Annotated in this window: 23 protein-coding genes; 17 read left to right on the top strand and 6 right to left on the bottom strand. The window is 58.8% G+C overall.

Annotated elements, in window-relative coordinates; genetic code table 11:
• Positions 1-291: 291 nt before the first annotated feature.
• Positions 292-900 (top strand): YdcF family protein, encoded by a 609-nt coding sequence (locus NQ014_RS07645; RefSeq protein ID WP_257074597.1) that lies wholly within the window; start codon positions 292-294, stop codon positions 898-900.
• A gap of 6 nt (positions 901-906) precedes the next feature.
• On the opposite strand, the gene NQ014_RS07640 is transcribed toward NQ014_RS07645, so the two are convergent.
• Positions 907-1,683 carry an enoyl-CoA hydratase gene (locus tag NQ014_RS07640; protein ID WP_049171737.1) on the bottom strand — a complete coding sequence of 259 codons (777 nt, stop codon included), beginning with the start codon at positions 1,681-1,683 and terminating at the stop codon, positions 907-909.
• A gap of 245 nt (positions 1,684-1,928) precedes the next feature.
• On the opposite strand from NQ014_RS07640, the gene NQ014_RS07635 reads away from it, so the two are divergent.
• Positions 1,929-2,693 (top strand): cyclase family protein, encoded by a 765-nt coding sequence (locus tag NQ014_RS07635; protein WP_257074596.1) that lies wholly within the window; start codon positions 1,929-1,931, stop codon positions 2,691-2,693.
• A 273-nt stretch (positions 2,694-2,966) separates the two neighbouring features.
• Here NQ014_RS07635 and NQ014_RS07630 read toward each other — a convergent pair whose 3' ends face one another.
• Positions 2,967-3,698: a YcnI family protein gene (locus tag NQ014_RS07630; RefSeq protein ID WP_257074595.1), complete on the bottom strand. Its 732-nt coding sequence runs from the start codon at positions 3,696-3,698 to the stop codon at positions 2,967-2,969.
• Positions 3,699-4,216: 518 nt separating this feature from the next.
• On the opposite strand from NQ014_RS07630, the gene dnaK reads away from it, so the two are divergent.
• The 4 genes from dnaK to NQ014_RS07610 are packed head-to-tail and all read left to right on the top strand — an operon-like array spanning position 4,217 to position 8,315.
• A complete protein-coding gene (gene dnaK / locus NQ014_RS07625) occupies positions 4,217-6,058 on the top strand; it encodes a molecular chaperone DnaK (protein WP_257074594.1) in 1,842 nt (613 codons plus the stop codon).
• 2 nt (positions 6,059-6,060) lie between these two features.
• Entirely contained in the window at positions 6,061-6,648 is a 588-nt protein-coding gene (gene grpE, locus NQ014_RS07620) for a nucleotide exchange factor GrpE (protein ID WP_257074590.1), read from the top strand.
• Between the two features lie 60 nt (positions 6,649-6,708).
• Positions 6,709-7,905 (top strand): molecular chaperone DnaJ, encoded by a 1,197-nt coding sequence (gene dnaJ, locus NQ014_RS07615; RefSeq protein ID WP_005511752.1) that lies wholly within the window; start codon positions 6,709-6,711, stop codon positions 7,903-7,905.
• Positions 7,905-8,315: a heat shock protein transcriptional repressor HspR gene (locus NQ014_RS07610; RefSeq protein WP_257074589.1), complete on the top strand. Its 411-nt coding sequence runs from the start codon at positions 7,905-7,907 to the stop codon at positions 8,313-8,315. Before dnaJ ends, NQ014_RS07610 begins: the two co-directional genes overlap by 1 nt.
• A gap of 108 nt (positions 8,316-8,423) precedes the next feature.
• On the opposite strand, the gene NQ014_RS07605 is transcribed toward NQ014_RS07610, so the two are convergent.
• Together NQ014_RS07605 and NQ014_RS07600 are read right to left on the bottom strand one after the other, a co-directional pair.
• A complete protein-coding gene (locus NQ014_RS07605; RefSeq protein ID WP_257074588.1) occupies positions 8,424-9,986 on the bottom strand; it encodes an alpha/beta hydrolase family protein in 1,563 nt (520 codons plus the stop codon).
• Positions 9,974-10,291: a hypothetical protein gene (locus NQ014_RS07600; RefSeq protein WP_257074587.1), complete on the bottom strand. Its 318-nt coding sequence runs from the start codon at positions 10,289-10,291 to the stop codon at positions 9,974-9,976. Before NQ014_RS07600 ends, NQ014_RS07605 begins: the two co-directional genes overlap by 13 nt.
• A gap of 143 nt (positions 10,292-10,434) precedes the next feature.
• On the opposite strand from NQ014_RS07600, the gene NQ014_RS07595 reads away from it, so the two are divergent.
• Positions 10,435-11,283 (top strand): nitrilase-related carbon-nitrogen hydrolase, encoded by an 849-nt coding sequence (locus tag NQ014_RS07595; RefSeq protein ID WP_257074586.1) that lies wholly within the window; start codon positions 10,435-10,437, stop codon positions 11,281-11,283.
• 113 nt (positions 11,284-11,396) lie between these two features.
• Positions 11,397-12,014, top strand: a complete 618-nt coding sequence (locus tag NQ014_RS07590) for a trimeric intracellular cation channel family protein (RefSeq protein ID WP_257074584.1) — start codon at positions 11,397-11,399, stop codon at positions 12,012-12,014.
• Between the two features lie 114 nt (positions 12,015-12,128).
• Here the strand turns inward: NQ014_RS07590 and NQ014_RS07585 are convergent, their stop codons facing one another.
• Positions 12,129-13,016, bottom strand: a complete 888-nt coding sequence (locus NQ014_RS07585; RefSeq protein ID WP_257074583.1) for a fructose bisphosphate aldolase — start codon at positions 13,014-13,016, stop codon at positions 12,129-12,131.
• Between the two features lie 360 nt (positions 13,017-13,376).
• Here NQ014_RS07585 and clpB point away from each other — a divergent pair, with 360 nt between their 5' ends.
• From clpB to NQ014_RS07570, 3 genes are all read left to right on the top strand, one after another.
• The gene (gene clpB, locus NQ014_RS07580; protein ID WP_257074582.1) at positions 13,377-15,956 is read left to right on the top strand and encodes an ATP-dependent chaperone ClpB; all 2,580 of its coding nucleotides are present in this window, start codon (positions 13,377-13,379) and stop codon (positions 15,954-15,956) included.
• Positions 15,957-16,141: 185 nt separating this feature from the next.
• Positions 16,142-16,789: a GNAT family N-acetyltransferase gene (locus NQ014_RS07575; protein WP_257074580.1), complete on the top strand. Its 648-nt coding sequence runs from the start codon at positions 16,142-16,144 to the stop codon at positions 16,787-16,789.
• Between the two features lie 200 nt (positions 16,790-16,989).
• Positions 16,990-18,528, top strand: coding sequence for an HNH endonuclease signature motif containing protein (locus tag NQ014_RS07570; protein WP_257074578.1), 1,539 nt, complete (start codon positions 16,990-16,992; stop codon positions 18,526-18,528).
• Between the two features lie 25 nt (positions 18,529-18,553).
• Here the strand turns inward: NQ014_RS07570 and NQ014_RS07565 are convergent, their stop codons facing one another.
• A complete protein-coding gene (locus NQ014_RS07565) occupies positions 18,554-18,721 on the bottom strand; it encodes a hypothetical protein (RefSeq protein ID WP_257074577.1) in 168 nt (55 codons plus the stop codon).
• 70 nt (positions 18,722-18,791) lie between these two features.
• On the opposite strand from NQ014_RS07565, the gene NQ014_RS07560 reads away from it, so the two are divergent.
• From NQ014_RS07560 to NQ014_RS07535, 6 genes are all read left to right on the top strand, one after another.
• Positions 18,792-19,622 (top strand): sulfurtransferase, encoded by an 831-nt coding sequence (locus NQ014_RS07560; protein ID WP_257074576.1) that lies wholly within the window; start codon positions 18,792-18,794, stop codon positions 19,620-19,622.
• A gap of 188 nt (positions 19,623-19,810) precedes the next feature.
• Positions 19,811-21,844 carry a hypothetical protein gene (locus tag NQ014_RS07555; RefSeq protein WP_257074575.1) on the top strand — a complete coding sequence of 678 codons (2,034 nt, stop codon included), beginning with the start codon at positions 19,811-19,813 and terminating at the stop codon, positions 21,842-21,844.
• A gap of 51 nt (positions 21,845-21,895) precedes the next feature.
• Complete coding sequence (pyrE, locus tag NQ014_RS07550) at positions 21,896-22,456, top strand: orotate phosphoribosyltransferase (protein ID WP_257074574.1); 561 nt, start codon at positions 21,896-21,898, stop codon at positions 22,454-22,456.
• A 100-nt stretch (positions 22,457-22,556) separates the two neighbouring features.
• A complete protein-coding gene (locus NQ014_RS07545; RefSeq protein WP_257074573.1) occupies positions 22,557-23,402 on the top strand; it encodes a lysoplasmalogenase in 846 nt (281 codons plus the stop codon).
• On the top strand, positions 23,389-24,060 hold the full coding sequence (locus NQ014_RS07540; protein WP_257074571.1) for an RNA methyltransferase: 672 nt from the start codon (positions 23,389-23,391) through the stop codon (positions 24,058-24,060). Before NQ014_RS07545 ends, NQ014_RS07540 begins: the two co-directional genes overlap by 14 nt.
• 70 nt (positions 24,061-24,130) lie before the next feature.
• Positions 24,131-25,348, top strand: coding sequence for a glycoside hydrolase family 76 protein (locus NQ014_RS07535; RefSeq protein ID WP_257074569.1), 1,218 nt, complete (start codon positions 24,131-24,133; stop codon positions 25,346-25,348).
• Positions 25,349-25,461: the final 113 nt, after the last annotated feature.

Genomic DNA, 25,461 nt, shown 5'->3' with positions numbered 1-25,461 from the left:
GACGCCGACACCACCACCAAGGAGGTCGCATGAACCAGTCACAGCACCAAGCACGTGCCGGTCCCTGACGCCATCACACTGCTTGTTTCAACGAAAGGCAGAAACACCACTCCGTCGGACTTGACCGTGGCGAAGAGAATGTCTGGCCACCCCCGGTGCAATTCTTATTTAGGCGCCATTTTGTGTAGTGCCTAGTATTAGCAGCGTGATACTGCGGATTTATCCGCCTGATTCTAAATGGCATGTGGGGTATGGATTTCTCCGTGCCACTTTTTCTTGAGAGGGACTTTAATGGCGCGATCTTTCCGTGCAATCGCTATGGCTGGAGCAGGCCTCATTCTGACTGCGAGTGCGGTCTTTAGCTCGGGCGCAGTGGCAAACGCCAATCCGGTCAGTGCGGTCGCAGTCAAGGCGTTCAATAGCTCGCTTGTGACTCCAGTGGTGGTTTCCCCGGTCGGACGTGCAGCTGCGGAAGCAGCGCTACTCAATCCTCAGGTGCCGATTATTGTGCTCGGAGCTCGCCTCAATCCCGACTGCAGTGCTCCTGCTGTTTTGACGTCCCGATTGGAAACTGCACGTTCGCTGGCGCTGCGTCATCCGCTTAACCCGGTCGTCGTCACGGGTGGTCGTACTCAGCCGGGCTGTCAGACTGAGGCTGAGTACATGCGTGATGCGCTTGTATCCATGGGCGTATGGAAGCGACGAATCACGATGGAAACAAACTCGGACTCCACTGTTGAAAATGCGGCTGGCACTGCATACCTTGCGGAATCGGGAACCAGCGGCGTTCGTGCCGCTGTCATTGTGACTTCTCCAACGCACACACCGCGCGCACGCGACACCTATTCTGCTGCCGACGGCTCTGCTCTGTGGCTGGCAGCCCCGTCGACTGTGAACTAGCAGTTTCTAGGAATTGGTGAAGTTTGCCTCGCGCTTTTCAGTGAAAGCGGCCATGCCTTCCTTCTGGTCATTGGAGGAGAACAGGGAGTGGAAGGTGCGACGCTCAAAGAGCAGTCCCTGCGACAGCGTCATTTCGTAGGCCTGGTTGATCTGTTCCTTAATCTGGGTAGTGGCAACCAGCGACTTCGACGCAATGGTGTCGGCGACCTTCAGGGCCTCGTCGAGAAGCGCCTCCGGCTCGACGACGCGGGCGACCAGACCCGCGCACTCAGCTTCCTCGGCGCCCATCATGCGGCCGGTGAGGCACATCTCCATTGCCTTAGCCTTGCCGATTGCGCGGGTGAGACGCTGCGAGCCGCCCATGCCCGGAGAGATGCCGAGGTTGACCTCAGGCTGACCGAACTTGGCCTTAGCGCCAGCGATGATGAAGTCCGCCATCATAGCGACCTCGCAGCCGCCGCCCAGGGCGTAGCCGTTGACGGCGGCGATAACTGGAGTGCGGACGGAAGTCAGAACATCCCAACGTGCGAACCAGTCAGAGACGTACATCTCGGTGCCGGACTTATCCGCCATCTCCTTAATGTCCGCACCTGCGGCAAACGCCTTCTCGGAGCCGGTGATGATAATCGCGCCGATTCCCGAGTCGTTGTCGAAAGCGGTGGCTGCTGCGCCGATCTCTTCCATGGTCTTGTGGTTCAGGGCGTTCAGCGCCTTCGGGCGGTTCAGGGTGATAATGCCGACGCGACCTCGGGTTTCGGTAAGGATGTTTTCGTAGGTGGTCATTAGATACTCCTTTGGGATGGCTTGATTTTTAGTGAAAGTCGGATGTGTAGCCCAACACTTCATAACCTGAAGAATTTGGCTGCGGCTTGAAAAGTCTTTCCTGTATGTGAGGGTACCTGCGGTAGTGGGTGTCGTCAGGCTGTTTGAGCTGATGGATGTTGTGTGGGTGATTGGAGTGTTCTGGTTCTCGGTAAGCTAGGGGCGTTACTGGCAAACTAGACAGCTTTGTCTATATACTTTGCCTTATGTCGAACAAGAACACCGCAAATGCGCACGAACTATGGGACATTGCTCGCAAGCTTCGGGAAAACCACGCCTATGTTGACTTGACTCACGCGTTTCACGCTGGTCAGCCGAAATTCCCGGCGCTTCCCGACGAACAGCGAACACGGCTTTTCACCGTTGCTGAGCATGGATTTGAAATCGACCAGTATCAGTTTGTTGGCCAGTGGGGTACGCATGTGGATCCGCCTGTGCATTTCGTCCAAGAGACGAGAACTCTTGACAATATTGGCGTCGAGCAGATGATCCTGCCTTTGGTCGTCCTAGATTTCACTGCTGAAGTCGCTCGGGATAATGATTTCTCCCCTTCGATTGCTGATGTTGAGGCGTGGGAGAAGCGCAATGGCTTGATTCCAGATGGTGCATTTGTCGCATTTCGCAGTGACTGGTCAAAGCGGTGGCCCGACGCTGAGGCAATGGCCAATGTGGATGAAGAGGGCGTGACTCACTACCCAGGATGGAACGTTGAGGTTGTCGAATGGTTGATAGACAACCGTGACATTGTGGCGATTGGGCATGAGACCACCGATACGGACCCCGGCATTGTGGCTCATGGCGGTAGCTTGCCGACGGAGCTCTATCTATTAGGGCGTGACCGATGGCAGATTGAACTTCTGGCTGGGCTCGACCAGGTGCCGGAAACGGGGGCTCTCGTGGTTGCCTCCTGGCCGAAGCCAAAGGATGGGACGGGGTTCCCAGCTCGGGTTTTTGCTGTTTTGCCGGCATAACCCCCACTGCCTTCGAACGGTTTTCGAATACGCCAAAAGTTCCGCCTAACTCAATCCGAGCCTAGATGCGTGATTCAGCCGTCATTGTTTGAGAGCTTTGCATCGTCCGTTCACTACGTCGACCGAAACGACGAGCCGACAGCACGGATTATCCTCCGGCGTGCATTGTCAAGATCGGCCGGCTCTATGTGCTCGCATGGGGTGAGCTCTGTGAAGGCATGGGCGGCAGCGCCGCGGTGAAGGCGGATTCCCGAGTGGCAATCCGCCTGTGGCTTAACCTCGCTTACGCAGTGAAACTACCAATGCAGCAATACCGGTGAGCGCGCCCACGAGGCCGAGTCCCAGGCCCCAGCCACCAAGCGTGCTGCTTGAGTCCTCGCTGGTAGTAGCTGCGGAATGCTCCACGTTGTCCGAGTGGTTATCGCCGTGCTCTGTCTCGCCGGTGCCATGGTTGTGGCTGTGGTCGTGACCGTGGCTATGTTCATCGTCTGCCGACTTCTCAATCAGCTCCACGGTTGGAACCGGGTAATCGCTATCGTGATCCTTTTCGGCCCAGTTCATAGACCCCTTTTCGCAGGTCTGCAGCGTTGGCACCTCAACTGTCGACGGCTTTGCGTCATCGGCCACCTTTACGCTGAGCGTCAGAGAATCCTTCAGATCCGATGGCAGTGGAGTCTTTGCGGTGTAGATGACCTTCTGCACCTTTTCATTCTCGCCAGAGCCGGTCGACTCCTTCGTGACATCCCAGTTCGCGTTCATGTTCGGCGTAACCTTTTCGAACTCCTCCGGGATGGTGAACTCGACCTTCGTCGTCGGCGAACCGTCGCAGCCATGGCCGACCCCGAAAGCCAGATCCGCGTAGCCGCCAATCGGGGCAGACGACGGGGTTGCATGCACATGTGCGGATGCAATGGCAGGGCAGGCGAGGGTTAGTGCGGCGCTTGCCGACGCTACTGCGAGCCCACGGAAAAAGGGGAAATGGTGTCGCTGTGCATTCTGAGGCACGAAAAACTCCTAAATAAGTGGGATGAATTCTTGGCTCAATCGCCCCGTAAATGGGGAGGATTTAGACATGTATTAATGGAGCCGCCAGAGCTGATTCGGTGTCAGGCCATGGGGTAACAAGGACATGGCCTGTTGATGAGCCGGTGGCTGCAAAGCACGTCAGGGGATTAGTCGGTTCTCTTTGCAGGAAAGTTCCCAGGGCTGGTGCTAGGAAATTCTTTGTCCCCCTGGAGGCCAGAGGCGGGATGCTGTATAGAAAATTGCGCTGTCGGCTACCGCGAGTAGCTTTAGAACATAGTTTTACAAAAATCTTTTATCGAGTTGACCTGGGGTGATGGAGGTTTTTCTAGAAAAGTTGAGTCGGGCGGGAATAACTTTGTCCCATAGCCCGTTGCACAGCATGACAAACATTGAGTCGGACACACTCAAGTTTGCTTGACAGATTTTCTACGGCAATGCAGACTTGAGCGTGTAAGACTTAAGGGCAATTCTTTTACTCTTCTAGAAAGGTGTTCATCATGGGACGCGCTGTTGGTATTGACTTGGGTACGACGAACTCCTGTGTCTCCGTCCTCGAGGGCGGCGAGGCTCAGGTGATTGCGAACGCTGAGGGTTCGCGCACCACTCCGTCGGTCGTTGCATTTGCAAAGAATGGTGAGGTCCTGGTTGGCCAGTCCGCTAAGAACCAGGCTGTCACTAACGTTGATCGCACTATTCGTTCGGTCAAGCGCCACATGGGTACTGACTGGAGCATCGAGATCGATGACAAGAAGTACACTCCGCAGGAGATTTCCGCTCGTACGCTGATGAAGCTGAAGCGCGACGCTGAGTCTTACCTGGGTGACGACGTCACTGATGCGGTTATTACCGTTCCGGCTTACTTCAACGACGCTGAGCGTCAGGCAACCAAGGAAGCAGGTCAGATTGCTGGCCTGAACGTCCTGCGCATTGTCAATGAGCCGACTGCTGCTGCACTTGCTTACGGCCTGGAGAAGTCCGACAAGGAGCAGACCATTCTGGTCTTCGACCTCGGTGGCGGTACCTTCGACGTCTCCCTGCTGGAGATCGGCGACGGTGTTGTTGAGGTTCGCGCAACTGCTGGTGACAACAAGCTCGGTGGCGATGACTGGGATCAGCGCATCGTTGACTGGTTGGTTGAGAAGTTCCAGTCCAGCAACGGCATTGACCTGACCAAGGACAAGATGGCTCTGCAGCGTCTGCGTGAGGCTGCTGAGAAGGCCAAGATTGAGCTGTCCTCCTCGCAGCAGGCATCTATCAACCTGCCGTACATCACCGTTGATGCTGACAAGAACCCGCTGTTCCTGGACGAGACCCTGTCCCGTACTGAGTTCCAGCGCATCACCTCTGATTTGCTTGACCGCACTCGTAAGCCGTTCCAGCAGGTCATTGCTGACGCTGATGTTTCGGTTTCCGACATTGACCACGTCGTGCTGGTCGGTGGTTCCACCCGTATGCCGGCAGTCTCTGAGCTGGTCAAGGAACTGACCGGTGGTCGTGAGCCGAACAAGGGCGTTAACCCGGACGAGGTTGTCGCAGTTGGTGCTGCTCTGCAGGCCGGCGTTCTGCGCGGTGAGGTCAAGGACGTGCTGCTGCTCGACGTCACTCCGCTGTCGCTGGGTATTGAGACCAAGGGCGGTGTCATGACCAAGCTGATCGAGCGCAACACCACTATCCCGACCAAGCGTTCGGAGACCTTCACCACCGCTGAAGACAACCAGCCGAGCGTTCAGATTCAGGTCTTCCAGGGTGAGCGCGAGATGGCTGCTGCCAACAAGCTGCTGGGCTCTTTCGAGCTGGGCGGAATCGCTCCGGCACCGCGTGGTGTCCCGCAGATTGAGGTCACCTTCGACATCGACGCCAACGGCATTGTCCACGTCACCGCTAAGGACAAGGGCACTGGTAAGGAAAACACGATCACCATCCAGGACGGCTCCGGCCTCTCCAAGGAGGAGATCGACCAGATGATCAAGGACGCTGAGAAGCACGCTGACGAGGACAAGAAGCGCCGCGAGGAGCAGGAAGTCCGCAACTCGGCTGAGTCCATGGCTTACCAGACCCGCAAGTTCGCATCGGAGAACGAGGACAAGGTTTCCCAGGACATCCGCGACCGCGTTGAAGAGGCTGCCAAGGAAGTCGACGAGGCTCTGAAGGGCTCCGACATCGAGGCCATCAAGTCCGCCGTCGAGAAGCTGTCCACCGAGAGCCAGGAGATGGGTAAGGCTATCTACGAGGCTCAGGCAGCTGAGGGTGCAACCGCAGCCGAGGGCTCTGAGGCCGCTGACGCTGACGACAACGTCGTTGACGCTGAGGTCGTCGACGAGGACGAGAAGGACAAGTAAGAATGACTGACCAGGATCAGGGAAACCAGCCCACCCCGGAGGAGCCGGCCAACCTGGCCGATCAGGTCAACGAGGTCTTCGAGCAGGCCAAGCTTGACGACGACGTGGAGCCGGCGACCGAAAATGCCGCCGGCGACACCGCCGCGGAGGAAGCTGCAGACCCAGTTGCAGCCATCCAGCGTGAGTTGGATGAGCGCACGGAGGACCTGCAGCGCCTGTCGGCGGAGTTCGCAAACTACCGTCGTCGAGTTGACCGAGACCGTGAAGCCGAGCGCGTACAGGCGAAGGCAAAGCTGGCTGGAGAACTGCTGGTTTTGGCTGATGACCTCGACCGGGCTGAAGAGCATGGCGACTTGGCAGACGGCACCCCGCTGAAGGCTTTCGCGGATAAATTCCGCGGCGTGCTGACCGCACAGGGTGTTGAGGAATTTGGTGCCACAGGAGAGGAGTTCAACCCGGACATCCACGAGGCTGTCCAGGATCTCTCTGAAGGGGATGACAAGGTTCTAGCCAATGTGCTGCGCAAGGGCTACCGAATTAATGACCGTGTCATTCGTACGGCGATGGTAATCATCGGCGATCCGCAGTAGCGGAGACACAAGTGACGCAGATTTCTTTGAATTAGTTTTTCTGAAAGGAGGAGATGCACCATGACTCAACGGGAATGGGCAGATAAGGACTATTACGCTGACTTGGGCGTCTCTAAGTCTGCGTCACTCGACGAGATTAAAAAGGCCTACCGCAAGTTAGCCCGGGAGAACCACCCGGATAAGAACCCGGGCAACAAGGCCGCTGAAGATAAGTTCAAGCGAATCTCCGAGGCATACTCGGTGGTCGGAGACGAGGACAAGCGCCGCGAATACGATGAGCTGCGTGCAGCTCTCGCAGGTGGTTTCCGATTCCCCGGTGCCGCGGGTGCCGGCGGAGCCGGTGCTGCCGGTGCACGTGGATTCGACTTCGACGTGTCGGATCTCTTTGGCGGAGGTGCCGGATTCGGTGGCAATGCTGGTGGTGCAGGTGGCCTAGGCGATTTCCTGGGTGGCTTCGTAAACCGCAATGGTGGCGCTGGTGCTGCCGGGCGGCAGAAGGCCCGCCGTGGTGCGGATGTGGAGACAGAGATTACGCTCGATTTCCGCGAGGCCGCCCAAGGTGTCACCATCCCGCTGCAGCTCACCAACCCGTCGCCATGCACGAACTGCAATGGTTCGGGTGCAGCGCCGGGAACCTCGCCGGTGACGTGTACCACCTGTCATGGTTCGGGATATGTCAAGGAGCAAAAGGGGGCCTTCGGCTTCTCCAGCCCGTGTGCGGACTGTGGTGGCCAGGGCACTCGCATCGAGAATCCCTGCTCGCAGTGTAACGGCACCGGTGTGACCACCCGCCGTCGTACCATTACCGTTCGCGTCCCCGCAGGTGTGGTGGACGGCCAGAAGGTCCGTCTTGCGGGCCAAGGTGAAGCGGGACTGCGGGGGCGTCCGGCCGGTGACCTCTTTGTCACTGTCCATGTTCGCCCGGATGAAGTCTTCACCCGCAGTGGCAATGACCTTGAGGTCACGGTGCCAGTGAGCTTCGGCGAGCTCGCACTCGGCGGCACTATTACTGTGCCGACGTTGGGTGACAAGATTCGCGTGCGTGTCCCGGCTGGCACAGCCGATGGCCGAACACTGCGTGTGCGCGGTCGAGGGATCCCGAAGCGCAATGGCACTCCGGGGGACCTGCTGGTAACTGTGCGTGTGAAGGTGCCGACCAATTTGGATGACAATGCCACTTCGGCATTGCGCTCCTACGTCGAAGCGGAACGTGCCAGCGGGTTCAATCCTCGTGAGGGTTGGGCAGGTGCGAAATAATGTCCGACAACACTGAGGTCTATGTCATATCCGTAGCGGCGAATCTCGCCGGCATGCATGCGCAGACGCTGCGTAATTATGACCGACTCGGGTTGGTAACTCCGCAGCGCACCTCCGGCGGAGGTCGGCGCTACACCAAACGCGATGTGGCGCTGCTGCGTGAGATTCAGCGTTTGAGTCAGGAAGACGGCGTCAACCTGGCCGGTATTAAGGCCATCATCGACCTGACTGAGCGGGTGGATTCGCTTGAGCAGGAAAATGCAGAATTGCGAGAGCAGCTCTATCAAGCAAAGGCACAGGCTCGTCGTTCGCGAGGCGAACTGGTTCACGTCCCACGTTCTACGGCAGTGGTGATGTGGGAGCCGCGCACACGACGCAGGCACAAAGACAACCGCGGTGGGGAAGGATAATCCCACACGGCTGAGTGAACGGACTAACCAGCGTTGCCTGGTTAGTCCGTTTTCTCTTGGCTTGTTAATTTGGGCCGTAGATTAGCAACCGCTGATCTGAGACGCCGGTTAGCTATCAGTTAGCCACCGGTTGGTCTCGCGGGTGAAAACTTCGTCGTCAAAGTAGTGTTCGATGTGCGGGTTGCCCTGGATGTGCCGATACTTTTGAGGAATATCCTGCACGGGAGTGACCATGAAATCGGTCAAATCTCGCATGGACAGGCCACGCTCACTCAGGTTGAGTGTGTACGCGCCGAAATCTTTATCAGCTGGGTTTTTCCCATGAATCCCCAGTTCGGCGGGAATACGAATGGGGTCCATCGGCGAAGTCGCCACCGCTACGCGGTGGTTATTTTCATTTTCGGGTCGGACTGTGCCGTCCGGCTTGAGCAGTTTCATGTCGTTTGCGCGCTCCAGTCCGGGGCCAACGCCTGGCGGAGCTATGAGCAGCACCCTATCCGCGTAGAGGCCACTACCAAGGGAGGCCTGCGAGACCACCGTCGCCCCATAGCTATAGCCGGCGACAACGTGTCGCTGAGTAGAAGACGTGCCGTGGCTAGTAAGACCACCGGCGATCGCAGTGTCACCACTATCGACACCACCGGAACGCTCAATCAAACCGGCTTGCAAGTGCTGCAGCCGCTCAGCGGCAAAATTGTGATACTCGGTGCGCACGGCCTCACGGAGGTCGGGTGGCGCGTCATAGGAGAACAACACCACCGCCACATCTTCCGGATCTTCACCCGCGGCATGGAAGGTCGCGGCTACGCGCTCGAACTGTCTGCTAGCGTCCTCCGCGCTAGAGCTGGTGCCGGGGACGAGAGTAATCACAGTCGATGCTCGCTCAACGTCACCGAACGCAATCGCAGAATGTCCAGGCGAGGACTCCAATAGTTGTCCAGGAGGCAGCCCCAAAGCCCGGGCACGAGAGGACATGGCGGCATCTATCTCCGATAGCGGTCTACTCGAATACGCCCCAGCCAATCCGTTCCCAGGTTCCGAGTCCCAACCACCGTCAATTCCCTTGTCGCTAGTGTTGCCAGTACCGCCGCCAGCCTGTGATGGCTGCAATCTACTCGAGCCACTAACTCCGCTTGCCACCAGTGGTGAAAGAGCTGAGATTGCGCCCGCCGCCTTCTCATCGAGTCGGTTGAGCTCAGCCAAAGCCGATTGGATCCGAAGCTGCGAGGTTGCACGCCATTCGGCCATGGTGAAAGGCCCGGCAGGAATTTTGGGATGAACGAGGCTGCGCGCAATCGCAGACAGCATGCCCTCCGGCGGAGTCACCGCACCAGAAACCAGGTTCACCTGAAACCCCAGGTTGGTGGCCTGGTTTACCGCGTCGGTAAGTTCGCGGATGACGTCGTTAAGCATGGCAGCGGTGTCGCTGCAGCAGGCGGCAAGACGTTCGAGCGCGATGCTGCTCCGGCGCAGACGCGTGGAGCTGTGGGTGACAGAAACCTCGGCGGCGCTGCGGTTGTCGCCGGCGAAGTCGTCCTCTGAAAGCGCGTTGAGTGCGCCCTGGGAACTGTCGGCGGAATCGGCGAGGGCGCGTGCCCCGGAACGCAGCGCTCGGGCGAGGATCTCCAGCGAATCCACACGCCAAAGCAGCGCTTCGCCTACCGTGACCATGACAGCTTTTCCAAGGCGGCGGACTGGTCATGCTCGTGCGCGAGAGCGCTGACAGCGAGGGCATCAGCAGCCTGCGCAATAACGTCGATGTTTGTGCACGCGGCAAGCAATGATTCCGACCACTTCCCACAAGTAGTGGAGGCAGCGGGGACAATCCGTGAGCCGGGCAGAGCGGAGGTGAGGTCGGCGCTTCTCGGAGCAGCTGCGACGATGGTGGAAAGACCATCAATACGAGTGGAAATCTGCTGGTAGAAACGACTTAAGGCGGATATTTGAGCTGGGTTGACTGTGATGTGTTCGGCCATGTTTTTGATTCTGCTGGGTGGCGAAAGGCAGCGGAAGACCGTCTTCAGCGAACTGTGGATAACTCTGAGCGACAGCAACGCAGGAAGCCGCGCTGTGGATAACTTCAGGGCGGTCAATCCGGGGTAGGCGGTAGCATTTAGGCATGCGTATTGCATTGGCTCAGTTGGAATTGTCAGCTTCGGTTGAACAGAATCTGGACGCGGTGAAGGCGACTATCGTGCGGGCAGCACAGGACAACGCCGATTTGGTGGTTTTCCCCGAGGCCACGATGAAGGCGTTCAATTCCGGTCGCCTGGATGTCGTGGCGGAGTCCAGCAGCGATAGGTTCGTAGCGGAGGTCTCGCAGGCCGCTCACGATGCCGGAATCAGCGTGGTAGTCGGCATGTTCCGCCCGGCAGATGAAGTAGAGCGCGACGGTAAGACGATGCACCGCGTCTTCAATTCGCTGCTCCTGGCTTGGCGTGATGAGGACGGCCCCGGTGTCGAGTTCTACGACAAGCTCCACCTCTTCGACGCTTTCGGATTTCGCGAATCCGATACCGTCGCGCCGGGCAACGCGCACGTGGTGTGTGACGTCCCGCTTGCCGACGGATCGTCGGTCGCCCTCGGTCTTGCGACATGCTTTGACGTCAGGTTTCCGGAGCAATTCATTCAACTGGCCAACCTGGGCGCGGAGGTCATCGCGCTACCTGCATCGTGGAATGATGGTCCGGGCAAGGTGACGCAGTGGCAGACTCTGGTCTCGGCACGTGCGCTGGACAGCACATGTGTGATTGCGGCAGTCGATGCGGCTCGGCCTGGTGGAGCGAAGGCCGCGGGCAAGGATGAGGGGCCAACTGGCGCGGGTCACTCCATGCTGGTCAATGCGGACGGCGGAGTTATTGCCTCGGCGGGCTACGGCCCGCAGTTGCTTGTGGCCGATGTGGATGTAGCGGAGGTGGAGCGGATTCGCCGCTCGATTCCGGTGCTGGAAATTCGCGATCAGGGATAGCTGGGAAGTGAGGAGGGGCGAGCGGAGCTGAAAGCAGGAGTGGGGGAGCGAAGATTGCGGGATATTAGCCTATAGTTCTACCGATTCGGGCGAAGTCCTTTATATTTCTTATCATGCTGCTCCACATCCTCTGGGTCATTGGAATTACGGCCGAAGGCGTCACCGGCGCGCTGGCGGCCGGTCGAATGCGCATGGATCTCTTTGGAGTTTCAACAATTGCGTGCATGACTGCTATCGGCGGCGGTACCCTGCGCGATGTCATTCTCGGGCACTATCCGTTGGTGTGGGTTGCAAGCCCGCAGTATTTGCTGGTTATTGTCGGTGCAGCGCTGATTACGGTGCTGTTGGCCGACTTCCTGATGAAGCACTTCCGGGTCGTGTTCCTGGTCGCTGACGCGATTGGTTTGTCGGCGTTTTCTATCATTGGTGCCCGCGTGGCCATGGAGATGGGGCACGGCGTCATCATCGCTATTGTCGGCGCCGTCCTTACCGGTGCATTCGGAGGTGTGCTCCGCGACCTGATGTGTGACCGCGTCCCGCTGGTGTTCCAAAAGGAGCTCTATGCCTCCATTGCAGTTGTTGCGGCGACGCTTTACTACGTGCTCGATATGGCTGGCCTGCACGAGAACATCAACATTATCTGCGCTGTACTGTCGGCGCTGTTCATTCGACTAGCGGCGCTGTGGCGTGGCTGGTCGCTGCCGGTATTTGACTACCAGGGACGCGATTAAAAAACTCCCGGACCAAGAAAACCTGGTGCGGGAGTTTTTAATTGCGCTAGCGACTACCTAGAGGTGCGCACAAGCGCAGATGCACAGCGAAGCGCAAATGCACAGCGCGGACGATTAGGAAATCGAAGCCTCGTAGATGCCCTTGACGGACTCAGCCATAGTTGCGTTGAACTCTTCGTCGGACTGCTGAGCGGACAGGCCCTCAGACAGTGCACGGGAGAAGGAAGCAATCATGCCGTGGTTGCGGGACAGGCGCTCGTTGGCGTCCTCGCGCTCGTAGCCACCGGACAGGGCGACAACGCGCATGACCTTCGGGTGCTCAATCAGTGGCTTGTACAGGTCATCCTTGGTCGGGATGGAAACCTTGATCATGACCTTCTGGTCATCAGCCAGGTTATCCAGGCCAGCGAGCAGCTCGCGCAGGACGATGTCCTCAGCCTCTGCCTTGTCAGCAGCGTTGATGTCGACCTCCGGCTCCAGGATTGGAACCAGACCGTGGGACAGAACCTGCTTGCCGAACTCGAACTGCTGAGCAATGTTGGCCTTGATGCCCTCTTCGTTTGCCTCAGCAATGAAGGAACGCATCTTGGTGCCGAAGATGCCCTTAGCGACAGCGCGCTCCAGCAGCTCATCCAGGCCCGGGCACGGCTTCATAAGCTGAACGCCGTTTTCCTTGTCAGCCAGGCCCTTGTCGGTCTTCAGGAACGGGACGATGCCCTTCTTTTCCCACAGGTACTGAGCGGTCGGGATTCCCTCAATGTCGCGATCCATGGTCTGCTCGAAGAGAATCGCGCCAATAATCTGCTCAGAGTTGAAGGACGGGGAAGTGATGATGCGGGTACGCATCTGGTGGACCAGGTCGAACATTTCATCTTCGTTCGAGTACTGATCCTCGTTGATGCCGTACAGGCGCAGAGCCTTCGGGGTAGATCCACCGGACTGGTCGAGAGCGGCGATGAAGCCCTTGCCCTCAGTCATCTGACGTGCCTGCTCGATGTTCATTCGAGTCCTTTCGTGAGAATGAAGGAATGTCACCTACCAGGGTAACCAAAACAATATGAGTGCGCTGCCCACCCATCACTCACATGGGGGAAGTCGGATCCGGCGGGAGTGCGCTGGTGAGGGCGTCGGGCGGTGTGTCGGAGTGTGCTCGCACGTGGTTTCTGGAGCTTTCCAACGTTTTCTAGTGCTTTTCGGCGCACTACTACGCTTAACGACGCTGCCGAGCTTAATCCTTTTTGCTATAGGTGTGGTGTGAATCACGGTCGGGAAATTGAAAAATTTGAAGTTGAGTGGAACAGACTCAAGGCTGAATGCGTTATGGGTAGTGAATGACAAGGTTGAGTCAAAGGGGCGCAAGTTATGAGTTTTACACCAACAACTAAGACTGGAGAAGTTCTCCAGGAAGCTATGAAGGCCGCGACCAGTGCGGGTAACCCGGATATCCGGCCTGGGCACATTCTGGTAGCACTGCTGGAGCAAAAGGAGGGTATTGCGGCTCCACTGCTTGAAGCAGCGGGCGTTAATCCTTCCGGGGTTTTGACCCGCGCTAAGGAGTTGGTCGCGGGGTACCCGTCGGCAAGCGGGGCGAATATGGCGAACCCGCAATTTAATAGGGACGCTGTTAATGCACTGAACGCCGCCGAGGAGCTGGCGGGGGAGCTGGGAGACGAGTATGTCTCCACGGAAATTCTGCTTATCGGTGTAGCAACTGGCCAGTCGGAGGCAGCAACTGTGCTGCAGTCGGCGGGTGCTACTGCCGATGCGTTAAAGGGCGCGCTGACTAGCGTGCGTGGATCGAGAAAGGTAACAACGGAGAATCCGGAGGAGCAGTATCAGGCTCTGGAAAAGTATGCGACGGACTTAACCGCGCGGGCACGTGAGGGCAAGATTGACCCAGTTATTGGCCGCGATGCGGAGATTCGTCGCGTGGTACAGGTCTTGAGTCGTCGTACCAAGAACAATCCTGTGCTCATTGGTGAGCCGGGCGTTGGTAAGACGGCCATTGTAGAGGGGCTGGCACGACGCATTGTTGCAGGTGATGTGCCGGAATCTCTGAAGGGCAAGACGCTGATGAGCCTGGATTTGGGCTCTATGGTCGCCGGTGCGAAGTACCGCGGTGAGTTCGAGGAGCGCCTGAAGGCGGTTCTGGACGAGATTAAGGAATCCGACGGTCAGATTATTACCTTCATCGATGAGATTCACACCATCGTTGGCGCTGGCGCCACGGGTGATGGCTCGATGGATGCGGGCAATATGATCAAGCCGATGCTGGCTCGTGGTGAGCTGCGTCTGGTCGGTGCGACGACCCTGGATGAGTACCGCAAGTACATCGAGAAGGATGCTGCGCTGGAGCGTCGTTTCCAGCAGGTCTTCGTCGGTGAGCCGAGCGTTGAGGACGCCATCGGTATTCTGCGTGGTCTGAAGGAGCGCTACGAGGTCCACCACGGTGTTCGTATCCAGGACTCCGCGCTAGTGGCTGCAGCAACGCTGTCGGACCGCTACATCACATCCCGCTTCCTGCCGGATAAGGCCATTGACCTGGTTGATGAGGCCGCATCGCGTCTGCGTATGGAGATTGACTCCTCGCCGGAGGAAATCGACTCCGCGGAACGCATCGTGCGCCGCCTCGAAATCGAGGAAATGGCACTGGAGAAGGAAACTGACATCGCGTCGAAGGAACGCCTGGACAAGCTCCGTGAGGAACTTGCAGATGAGCGCGAGAAGCTCAACGCTCTGAAGACTCGCTGGCAGAACGAGAAGTCCTCGATTGATGATGTCCGCTCCGTCCGCGAAGAGCTCGATGCCCTGCGCACTGAGTCCGAAAAGGCTGAGCGCGAAGGTGACTACGGGCGCGTCGCAGAGCTGCGTTACGGACGCATCCCTGAGTTGGAGAAGAAGCTGGAGGCCGCCGAGGAATCGGTCGCTGACGCAGAGGAAAACTCCATGCTCAAGGAGGAGGTCACGCCTCAGGAAGTCGCTGAGGTTGTCTCCGCCTGGACTGGTATCCCGGCTGGCAAGATGATGCAGGGTGAAACCGAGAAGCTGCTCGAAATGGAGCTCAACCTCGGCCGTCGCGTTGTTGGTCAGACTGCCGCTGTGGAGGCTGTTTCCGATGCCGTCCGCCGTTCGCGTGCGGGTGTCGCCGATCCGAACCGTCCTACTGGTTCCTTCCTGTTCCTCGGTCCAACTGGCGTTGGTAAGACGGAGTTGGCCAAGGCGCTGGCGGAGTTCCTCTTCGACGATGAGCGTGCGATGGTTCGCATCGATATGTCCGAGTACGGCGAGAAGCACTCTGTCGCTCGTCTGATTGGTGCTCCTCCCGGATACGTCGGCTACGACGCTGGCGGTCAGCTCACCGAGGCTGTTCGTCGCCGTCCGTACACCGTCGTGCTTTTCGACGAGGTGGAGAAGGCTCACCCGGACGTGTTCGATGTGCTTCTGCAGGTGCTCGATGAGGGTCGCCTGACCGATGGTCAGGGCCGAACTGTGGACTTCCGAAACACGATTCTGATTCTGACCTCCAACCTCGGTGCTGGTGGTACGCATGAGCAGATCATGGATGCGGTCAAGATGGCCTTCAAGCCGGAGTTCATCAACCGTCTCGACGATGTAGTGATCTTCGATCCGCTGACCTCCGAGCAGCTGCGCGGCATTGTGGACATTCAGGTTCGCAACCTGGCAGAACGCCTGGAGGCACGTCGACTGGTGCTGGATGTCTCCGATGGGGCGCTGGACTGGTTGTCGGAGCGCGGCTACGACCCGGCCTATGGTGCCCGTCCGCTGCGTCGCTTGGTGCAGAAGGCAATCGGCGATGAGCTGGCACGTCGACTGCTCGCCGGTGATGTTCGCGATGGTGACCGCGTAGAGGTCACGGTTGCTGACGATGGCGAGTCGCTGAAGGTTGTCGGCTATGACGAGGATGGCGTAGCCCGAGTCTAGGGAGCCTGATACTCAGGGTGATAACTGCTGAGCAGGCTGTCTGTTTGTTGGGGCGGTTTGGGAGAGTTTTCTCCTGAACCGCCCTTTTTTGTGCTTTTATTGTCCGGGTTTATGTGTCTTGTGGCCGACCGTGTGGACTTGTTGTATTCCGGTCAGTCTGGAGTGCGCCGGTATAGTGCGCAAATATGACTAACTTTCAGTGGCGACCAGCGACAAACTCCGACCGCCCCTTCATTGCCTGGATGGACGAACTAACGGAAACGTTCGGAGATGAAAGTCAGCCACTGCCGGAAGATTATGCAGTCACGAGGCGTCAATACGTCGACCAGTGGGACGCGAGTCAGGGCGGGGTTATCCTTTTCGCCACTTCGCTTGACGACGCTGACCTCGAGTCGCTCAGTAGCGACATGACCCGCACTGACCCGTTTGAACCGCGAGTTTCTCGCGAGGCTACCTACAGTGCGGCCGCCATTAAGGCGGAATGGTTGGAGCGCGGGGATTCGTCGTCAAGCGAAGAGCACGAGAGCTATGAAGTGCCGGTGGGGGCGGCCTGGCTGCGTACGTTTACGCAGGACGATCCGGGGTACGGGTTTGTGGAAAATGGTATTCCTGAGGTAGCGATTGCGCTGCGTCCGGGTGTTGTTGGACGCAGGCTGTCGCAGCCGATGATTGTCGGACTCCTTGAGTATGCGCGTGAGCTGGGGTATCCGGGGGTTAGTCTGGCTGTCCATGATGCCAACCCGCGGGCGGCGAAAGCTTATGTGAAGGCGGGATTTGAGCTAGTGGGGCGCTCGAGTTTCCCGGACCACGATGTGATGGTGGTGCGGTTTTAGGTTTTCGACGTGCAGTTTTTGGTGGGGGCTGTGGGGGTTGGGGCAAGCACTGGAAGCGTGGCAGCGTTTCGGAAAAAGATTCGAAAAATCTGGCTGAGGGGTTGTGGGGTGTCGAATGGGTGTGCGATAATGTGGGGGAGGAAATTAGTTAGTCCATTTGGGGATTCGGATTGCTAGCGTCTTAAAAGGGGGTGGGGGAAATGTCTACACCATCGGCGTCAAACGGCAGTGGACCGCTTTCGACATCGCAGGTTTTAGATGCGGTTGCACAGTTTGAAGCTCTGTCGACAGTCATCGTGGAGAACTTCGAAGTACTTGCACCGGAGCATGCGCACGACGCATATAAGTCGATTGAGAAAGCGCGAAAACGACTCGCAGTAATTGATGCGACTTATGTGGAGACAATGAAGGGGCGGATGCCCAGCGCGGAGCACCGAAGGATCGCGTGGCTAGCTCAGGAGATGCGAATCTCGCGAGCAGAAGCGAGGCAGCGTATCAATGTCGTCGGGCGTCTGAGCAGGAATGTTGATCCGTTTGCTCCGGCGAATGAGGATGTGCGAATGCCGAACCTTCGTCAGAAAGTTGAGGAAGGTGTTGTCGGTGCGGATGCTGTTGCGAAGATTGACAAAGCCGTTCGCGAGCTGCCGGCAACGGAGCATGCACAGCTGTCTAGGCTGCTGGACAAGCACATTGCAGATTTAGTGGACAAAATCCGTGTTGATGATCTCAATCAATTGCCGAACCGCCTGCGGGCGATGCTGGGGGTTGATGACCCGTATACGGATGAGGACCGTGCTCGGAAACGAAGCCTAAAAATCGGTGCTCAGGGGCCGGACGGCATGAGCCGGTTGAGCGGTGTGGTTACGCCTTCGTTTGCGGCGGTGCTCAAAAGGCTGCAGGCAGATCATGCGCGACCTGGCGGGTTACTCGAAGAAGGTGCCGATGACCAGCGGAATCCGGAGCAGCGTTTCCATGATGCCGTGGAAGCGGCGGTGAATGGGGGCTTTCAGCCAGGCGGTGAGCTTCAGCCGGCGCGAGGGACGACATCGGTGGTCACCGTCGCGCATATCGCAGATGTGGCAGCGTTAGCTGGAGTCTCCCTGCCTGAGGGGAAAGATTTTGTACTTCCTGGATCGGGCAAAGCGGTCTCAGACGCGGGAGTGCGAATTTCCACTAGTCAGGCTGTGCAACAGATGGTTGATAGAAATTCGTTCCTCCAAGTCTTGGGGAATGAGGGGCAGACCTTGTATTTTGGTCGATCCCGCAGGCTGGGGACGTTGCCGCAGTATCTGGCCCTTCTTGGAGAGGAAGGAGGTTCCTCCGCGCCGGGCATGGGCACTCCGGGAGCTATGTGCGATGTTCACCATGTTCAGTCGTGGGCTTCCGGTGGTGGCACTGACCTGGATAATCTCACGTTGGTGGATCCGGGCACGCATCGAAAAATCGATGATGCTCGATGTGATGAAAATGCTTGGTGGACGCTCCGGCCGGATGAGGTGCCGGAGATTCTAGGAACTGACGAAGGGGACGGGGTTATCGGGGAGTGTGAGCCGGCCTCTACTGATCGTGTGGTCTGGGTGCCCCCGAAAGACAAGGAAGGAAACCGGAAAGCGGAATCCAATGAGGACCCCGATACGTTCGATAGTCCGGGGCGCTGGTTACGTCGTAAAGCGCGAGAGAAACGAGCGGGGGACACAGTGGATGGCAATGGCGAGACGGGGCTGGATCCCGGTGGGTAGTCGGATTGGGAGACAGAGGCCTGGCTTAGAGGCTGATCGTCCGTTCCGTAGTCAGCTCTCCGTTAATGAAGCGGTCGAGGAAAAGAGCGCTGACGCTGGCGGCATAGTGCAGCAGTTTTTCTGCGGTGGCACAGCCGATTCCATGGCCTGTGCCTGAGATGAAAACGGCCAGGTGGGCAGCATCTTCAGCCACCTTCCCAAGCTCCTAGTTGTAATAACGTACATATCGCGCTACCAAGTCAATCGATTTAGAATCCGGGATTATGACAACATCCATCTCGGTACAAGAGCTTCGTGACAAGATTGCCGGCGGCGGTCGTATCGTCGTCGTTGACGCACGCTGGTCGCGTGCTAAAAAACCATATGACTCCTACGCCACGGCTCACATCCCACTGGCCGTGTTCTGTGATCCCGAGTTGGACCTAGCAGGTGTTCCAAGCCGAGAAGCTGGTCGCAACCCGTTGCCGGATATCGAGCGTGTGCGCGATGCCGTCCGTCGATGGGGAGTCCGCTCGGAGCATCTGGTGATCGTCTACGACGCGGGCGATGGACTGTTCGCGTCACGTGCCTGGTGGATTCTGCGCTGGGCGGGTCTGGAGAATGTGCGTGTCCTCACCGGCGGGTTAGCTGCTTGGGAAGCAGATGGAAATGAGACTGCCTTCGGGCCCGGCAATCTGCCGCAGCCTGGAACGATTGCGGTGAGTGAAGGCTATATGCCTGTTGCCAGCCTCGATGACGTGCGCACCTGGTCTGAGCGTGGAATTTTGGTGGATGCGCGTGAGCCCAGCCGTTTCGAAGGTCGTAGTGAGCGCGTCGATTTACAGGCGGGTCACATTCCGGGTGCCGTGAACCTGGCGGCTCGCAGTCTGCAAAATGCCGACGGCTCCTTCCTGCCTGTTGAGCAGCTCCGTGAGCGCTTTGCCTCCGTCGGTATCGAAGACGGTCGTAATGTAGCGGTCTACTCCGGTTCTGGTCTTCATTCCTCACTGTTCATTCAGGCCATGGAAGAAGCGGGCATCACGGGTGCCTCGCTGTATGTCGGCGGCTGGTCCCAGTGGGCTGGCGATCCGAGCCTGCCTATCGTCCGTTTCTAAGCGGGCGCGGGCCAGGGCGACCGCCCCAGGACCCCTGATGTGCCGTCCATGTGGCTTTTGCCCCTCGCCCTTTACCGTCCTAGAGAGTCCCGTACGCTCTCGCCTCGGGCATTGGCATTGCGCCAGACGGGGGACGGCATCTTGTCGCTGACCAAATAGAACGGCTTCTGGCTTAAGCTAGGAGATTAATGATTCCCCTAGTATTCACCCTCGCAGCGATTCTCATCATCGCCGCAGTCGCGCTGTTCGTTGTCGACCGCCGCCGTCGCAGCACAAGTGAGACTGCTGTGGCGTCTCCGTCGTCGCCATCGCTTTCCGACGAGCCTTCGGACTCCACCGGCGAAGTAACCGGTGTGGCGGCAGAAGATGTTGTGTCCGAACAGCCGGATTCTTCAGGGCAAGGCAGCTCCGAGGCAACTTCTGTGGTGAGACCGAATGTCGCAGCTGATGCTGACTCTGAGGTTGTCGCTGAGACTGATAGTGCCGCTGAAGTTGACTCTGGAACTGAGTTTTCGACGACAGAACTGGGGACTTCAGCTGTAGAAAAGACGCCGACGGAGCCTGAATCTGTCTCGGGAATCGAGCCGGTGGCCCCTGCTGAAATGCCCGAAGCAACAGAAGACGCCGGTTCTCCCGAAACATCGGAAGCAGCAGCTAATCTGAATGCGGGAACGGACGTGACTCTCCGAAGCGGCGCGGAGTCTGGCACAGAATCTGGAGCAGGGCCGGGCGCGGAGCCAGCTGAGTCAGTGGCTGCTGAAGATACCGATACCGCGGATGAGCCCGAGACAGGTTTAGTGGACAACACCAGTGCCCTAGATGCCGACAGCACCACCGCTGCTGACGCTCGCACTGGAACTACTGTTGACGGTGCAGAATTCGAGGCTGTGCCCGGCGAAAATGCCGAGACTGACGAAGTGCCGCAATCATCCGATCGTGCGGCGCGCACCCAGGCCACCCAGGCCACCCCGCCCACTGAGTCCACCCAGCCCGCGCAACCGCAGCGCGCCCAGCAGCAGTCAGTGGCTCCTGTCCGTCGACGTATCAGCGGTCGCCGTGTGCGTCACTTGCGGAAGGCCTGGGCGCAGGAACGTAATTCTGTCTATAACCGTGTGGACCATGAGCTGCCATCGTACTGGCAGCGTACGCCGGACGGCGATGCCAAGGCCGTGGTCTCCGGTTTCGCTTTTGGCCGGGAAATGCACCTCGCCGATGTCGGCGGCATCACCACCATCGCAATCCGCCGCTCTGTATCCAGCGATGAGGTTTTCGAGCTGCGCCGCAGCGGCGGCACGACGCTGCCTCACGTAGCTACCGAAGCCGGCCTGGTAGTCGCAGCTACTGACCCAGAGCTCATTCATCGTATTTTCGACGACCGTGCAACCCGCATGCTTGCCGACGTGCACCCGGCCATTACCCGCATGTGGTCCGAAAACTCCTGGTCCTTGGCTCAGCTGATTGATAATTCAGTGCCAGAGGACTGGGACGGTGCACTGGCATCGCTGTCGGACTTCTCCGACATTGCACGCAGGTTGCCACCAGCGGAAGGCGAAACCGTCGCTCCGGACACTGATCAGTGGGATCCCACTCGTTTGCAGCTCACCGAGCAGTCCGTTGACTCTGGTTCCTTGATTTCGGATGGAACCGGGCGTGGGCACTTGCACGCGGTACCAGACCAGCGTCGCAACGGTTCTGCTAACCACGAATCGCAGGATCACAGCTCACAGAACGGGCATGCCCAGAGGCACAGCGCGCAGAATAGCAAGGGCGAAGAGCCGCTGGATGTTGAGGAAATTGTTTACGCAGATTCTCCTTCGTCCTCGTCCGCTGCTACCGCGGATGCAACCACGGATGATTCGCAGTGGTCGTCGCAAAGCAATGCACAACCCACGGTGGTGCAGGCGATTGACGGTTCGTCGTGGCGCCCTACGCGGGATATACCGCTTGATCCGACGGCGCTGCCTTCGCGGTCAACGGCACGAAAGATGGGTGCAAACGTTGGTGAGTCGGAGGACATTGGGGATTCTGGCCAGCAGATTCCTGCGCTTGGTGAGGACCCCGAACATAGCCGGATGCGTTCGAGTCAGGGGCGTGTGGTGCGATCAAATGTGAAGCCCGCCAGTATTTTTACCGATGCTGCCCCAGACCTCGACAGCAGCGACGACCCCACCGAATCTGTATCCGAGGACAAGGGCGCAACCCCTGATTCCGCGGACGAGTAGAACCAGACATATTCTTGAGCACACAGTCGTTTATTTAGGAGACAACTTCAGATGAGCATCCACACGAGCAATGTCAATCAGGAGAAGCTGCAGCGTTTGGCCGAGTTGGTCAAGGAGCTGGCGGTTGTTCATGGCAAGGTCACGCTGTCGTCTGGACGTGAGGCTGACTACTACGTTGACCTGCGCCGCGCCACCCTACATCATGAGGCCTCGCGCCTGATTGGTTCCCTGCTACGGGAGCTCACTGCAGACTGGGACTACGCGCACGTCGGTGGTCTGACGCTTGGCGCGGACCCGGTGGCTACCTCTGTCATGCACGCCGAAGGGCGTCCAATTGATGCCTTTGTGGTGCGTAAGGAAGCCAAGAAGCACGGCATGCAGCGCCGCGTCGAAGGGCCGGACATTGTGGGCAAGAAGGTCCTGGTTGTTGAGGACACCACCACCACGGGCAACTCTCCGCTGACCGCCGTCGCTGCCCTACGTGAGGCCGGTGCTGAGGTTGTCGGTGTAGCCACTGTGGTTGACCGCGCGACGGGCGCCGACGAGGTCATCAAGGCTGAAGGCCTGGAGTACCGTTATCTGCTCGGTTTGGAGGACTTGGGTCTGGCCTAAGAATCTGAGCGCTAGAGCTTTCGCCGAGCTTCACCCAGCTCACCGCCTCTCACCCAGCTCACCCGCCCCCAACGCAGCCCCACGAAAGAGGAACATCCCCATGACCACCAAGCGCGCAGGACTCCTGTCCAAGCTCACCACAACCAAGCTTCCCGGCACCAAGGAAACCGTCGCTGACATGTTTGTGCGTCGCACGGGCGAGGGCCTCGGCGCACTCGTAGGTATCGCCAGCGCGAGCTCCGACACCCGCCGTGCCCCAGAACGTGCCGGCTACATCGCTGCCAGTGCGGTCAACGTTGTCTCCAGTGCCTTCGGCTGGGAGACTCCACGTCGAGTTTCCAAGACTGTCCTCATGCCACTGTTGGCGGCCAATGTTTGGCGCCGTCGCCACGAGACGTCTCGCTTTACGACGACCACCCTGCTCATCGGCCTCGCCGGCGGTTGGTTGGGCGACTTGATTCTCATGCCGAATAAGCCGAACCTGAACCGCGGTTCTGTGCCGTTCGCAGTTAACCAGGTTGCCTACCACGTGCTGCTGTGGCGTGCCGGAGCTCGGATTAGCGCGCTGCGTGCTGCCATTCGCTTCCCACTGTGGGCTGGTTCGGTACCGCTGGTCGGTGCTGTAAAGCCCGAGGCGCTGCCCGCTGCTGTTGGCTACGGTCCGCTGCTGGCTGTGACCTCCGCACTGGCCGATGACCCGGCGCTGCTGGAGGGTGCCGGTGCTGTCGGTACTGATGAGCAGACCGGCCTGCCGATCGCCGATGCCGCCTACGGCCTAGGCCACGGCGGCAACCTGTTCCTCATCTCCGACACACTACTGATGGCTCGAAAGATGTTTGCGGAGGAGGGCGTCGTCGGCAAGTTTCTGAATGCGGCAGTGATGGACACCTACACCGTGGCGCAGTTGTTCCTGGTCGAGGGGCTGTTGGCTCTTGACCGCGCCTGAGCCCGGGAAGGGGCCGACGGAATGGTTTGAGGCCCGTGTCGGGGTGGGGCCGTGGGAGCAGGAGCACCCGAACGAACCCCGGCCGACCGGCCCAGAATACGATAAGCAGCTTCTGGATGAGGGCGACCGACGCAATGTCGTCGATGCCTACCGCTACTGGACGATGGAGGCTATCGTCGCGGAGCTGGATAAGCGTCGTCATCCGTTGCACATCGCCATCGAGAATTTTGAGAATGACTCCAACATCGGCACCGTGGTACGCACCGCAAATGCCTTCCTGGTAGAAGCCGTGCACATCGTGGGGCGCAAGCGTTGGAATCGTCGCGGCGCGATGGTGACTGACCGCTACCAGCACTTGCTGCACCACGAGACGGTGTCGGAGGTCATTAGCTGGGCGCGCGAGCATGATCTGGCTGTCGTGGCCGTGGACAACGTGCCGGGCTCCGTACCCATCGAAACCGTTGAGTTGCCCGAGCGTTGTCTTTTGCTCTTCGGCCAGGAGGGGCCGGGAGTGACTGAAGAAGCACAGCAGGCGGCGGATCTGACGGTGTCGATTGCCCAATTTGGATCGACGCGTTCGATAAATGCGGGGGTAGCGGCGGGTATTGCCATGCACTCTTGGATTCGTACTCATGCAGATATCACCGCGGCCTGGTAATTGTCTGCTTAGGTGTTTTATTTCGCAAGGCTGTTTTAGAGCTCTTTCACAGCCGTTTTAAGGAGAGCCAGTGGTTCTAAAAATGTCGCGTCCGGAGGCCGAAACGTGGGCCTATCGTGCGGACGTGGCTGAGCAGGCGATTCGCAACCGTCATGCGGCGAAGCTGTGGGGTCTTCCGGGTACGAATCTGGCAATGGCTTCCTGGCCCGCGCCGCTGCGACATAAGGTCTTCATCAACTGGCATTACTGGTGGCAGGCGCAGTATCTCGACTGCCTGGTCGATGCAGCCAAGCGCGTGCCTTCTAAGGAGAAGTACCGCGCTATCCGCCAGACCACTCGGGGTATCCGCATTCGCAACCTCACGCTGCTGACCAAGAACAAGTACTACGACGATCGCGCGTGGATGGCGCTGGCGCTCGGGCGTGCCGACGCTGTCCTCGGCGCATCGGTGCCCAAGAAGACGACAGCGCGGCTGATTTCATGCTTGGGCGATGGTCGGCAGGAGTCCACCGGTGTGCTGCCGTGGCGTGAGCAGGACCTCTTTTTCAACGTCCCCTCGAACGGTCCTGCAGCCATCGCTCTGGCCCGGGCTGGCCGTATCAAGGAGGCAGAGGAACTTATTGATTGGGTTTACGCCAACCTCCTGGCGGACTCAGGGCTGCTCTACGACGGCATTCGCTTGTCCATGGCAGGCGCCGTCGTACAGAAGGGCATGTTTACGTACAACCAGGGTGTCATGATTGGCGCTTGTCTCGAAGTGGGACTTGCGCTTCGGGCGCACGGCCAGCGTGAACAGGCGACGAAGTATTTCACGCGCGTGCAGAACCTCATCCACGCGGTGGCAAAGGATTTGGCGACCACCGACAATGTCATCGCCGGTGCCGGTGGCGGCGATGGTGGTCTGTTCAACGGCATCCTCGTGCGATACCTCGCCGATGCGGCGGTGCGTTTGCCTGGGGACAATCGCATGAATCGCGCGGCGGCCCGCATTGCTCGCCGACTGGTTCTGGCGTCGGGGGAGAAGTGCTGGTACCACCGCCTCGAGGTCGATGGCCTGCCGCTTTTCCCCGCAGATTGGAACGACAATGCTCAGTTCCCACAGGGCGGTTCGGTTGCGCAATCAGTCGGTGGCGCGGTTCGCGGTTCGGCGATTAAGGAGCGTGACCTCTCTGTCCAGCTGTCGGGTTGGATGCTGATGGAAGCGTGCGCCCGAGTGGCCGATTTTGTTGCGACCAAGCTGGAAAATGGTGAGTCGTTGGATTCGACGAAGTCGAGCTGCCCGGAGTAGCCGGGGAACGCTAGTTGGTCGTTATCTGGCGCTTGCCGACGTTGTACCACCGCGCTGTGCCCGCCGTTGCCAACAGGGAGTCACATACTGAGCCCCTGCCATCGCCGCGTGAT

This window comes from Corynebacterium sp. 5QC2CO (assembly GCF_024580435.1).
GTDB lineage: Bacteria > Actinomycetota > Actinomycetes > Mycobacteriales > Mycobacteriaceae > Corynebacterium > Corynebacterium jeikeium_D.
This window is presented reverse-complemented; position numbering and strand designations above follow the sequence as displayed.

Coding starts and splice junctions, on each gene's coding strand:
- NQ014_RS07645 (WP_257074597.1), top strand. CDS start 292: ATGGCGCGATCTTTCCGTGCAATCGCTATGGCTGGAGCAGGCCTCATT.
- NQ014_RS07640 (WP_049171737.1), bottom strand. CDS start 1,683: ATGACCACCTACGAAAACATCCTTACCGAAACCCGAGGTCGCGTCGGC.
- NQ014_RS07635 (WP_257074596.1), top strand. CDS start 1,929: ATGTCGAACAAGAACACCGCAAATGCGCACGAACTATGGGACATTGCT.
- dnaK (WP_257074594.1), top strand. CDS start 4,217: ATGGGACGCGCTGTTGGTATTGACTTGGGTACGACGAACTCCTGTGTC.
- grpE (WP_257074590.1), top strand. CDS start 6,061: ATGACTGACCAGGATCAGGGAAACCAGCCCACCCCGGAGGAGCCGGCC.
- dnaJ (WP_005511752.1), top strand. CDS start 6,709: ATGACTCAACGGGAATGGGCAGATAAGGACTATTACGCTGACTTGGGC.
- NQ014_RS07610 (WP_257074589.1), top strand. CDS start 7,905: ATGTCCGACAACACTGAGGTCTATGTCATATCCGTAGCGGCGAATCTC.
- NQ014_RS07605 (WP_257074588.1), bottom strand. CDS start 9,986: ATGGTCACGGTAGGCGAAGCGCTGCTTTGGCGTGTGGATTCGCTGGAG.
- NQ014_RS07600 (WP_257074587.1), bottom strand. CDS start 10,291: ATGGCCGAACACATCACAGTCAACCCAGCTCAAATATCCGCCTTAAGT.
- NQ014_RS07595 (WP_257074586.1), top strand. CDS start 10,435: ATGCGTATTGCATTGGCTCAGTTGGAATTGTCAGCTTCGGTTGAACAG.
- NQ014_RS07590 (WP_257074584.1), top strand. CDS start 11,397: ATGCTGCTCCACATCCTCTGGGTCATTGGAATTACGGCCGAAGGCGTC.
- NQ014_RS07585 (WP_257074583.1), bottom strand. CDS start 13,016: ATGAACATCGAGCAGGCACGTCAGATGACTGAGGGCAAGGGCTTCATC.
- clpB (WP_257074582.1), top strand. CDS start 13,377: ATGAGTTTTACACCAACAACTAAGACTGGAGAAGTTCTCCAGGAAGCT.
- NQ014_RS07575 (WP_257074580.1), top strand. CDS start 16,142: ATGACTAACTTTCAGTGGCGACCAGCGACAAACTCCGACCGCCCCTTC.
- NQ014_RS07570 (WP_257074578.1), top strand. CDS start 16,990: ATGTCTACACCATCGGCGTCAAACGGCAGTGGACCGCTTTCGACATCG.
- NQ014_RS07560 (WP_257074576.1), top strand. CDS start 18,792: ATGACAACATCCATCTCGGTACAAGAGCTTCGTGACAAGATTGCCGGC.
- NQ014_RS07555 (WP_257074575.1), top strand. CDS start 19,811: ATGATTCCCCTAGTATTCACCCTCGCAGCGATTCTCATCATCGCCGCA.
- pyrE (WP_257074574.1), top strand. CDS start 21,896: ATGAGCATCCACACGAGCAATGTCAATCAGGAGAAGCTGCAGCGTTTG.
- NQ014_RS07545 (WP_257074573.1), top strand. CDS start 22,557: ATGACCACCAAGCGCGCAGGACTCCTGTCCAAGCTCACCACAACCAAG.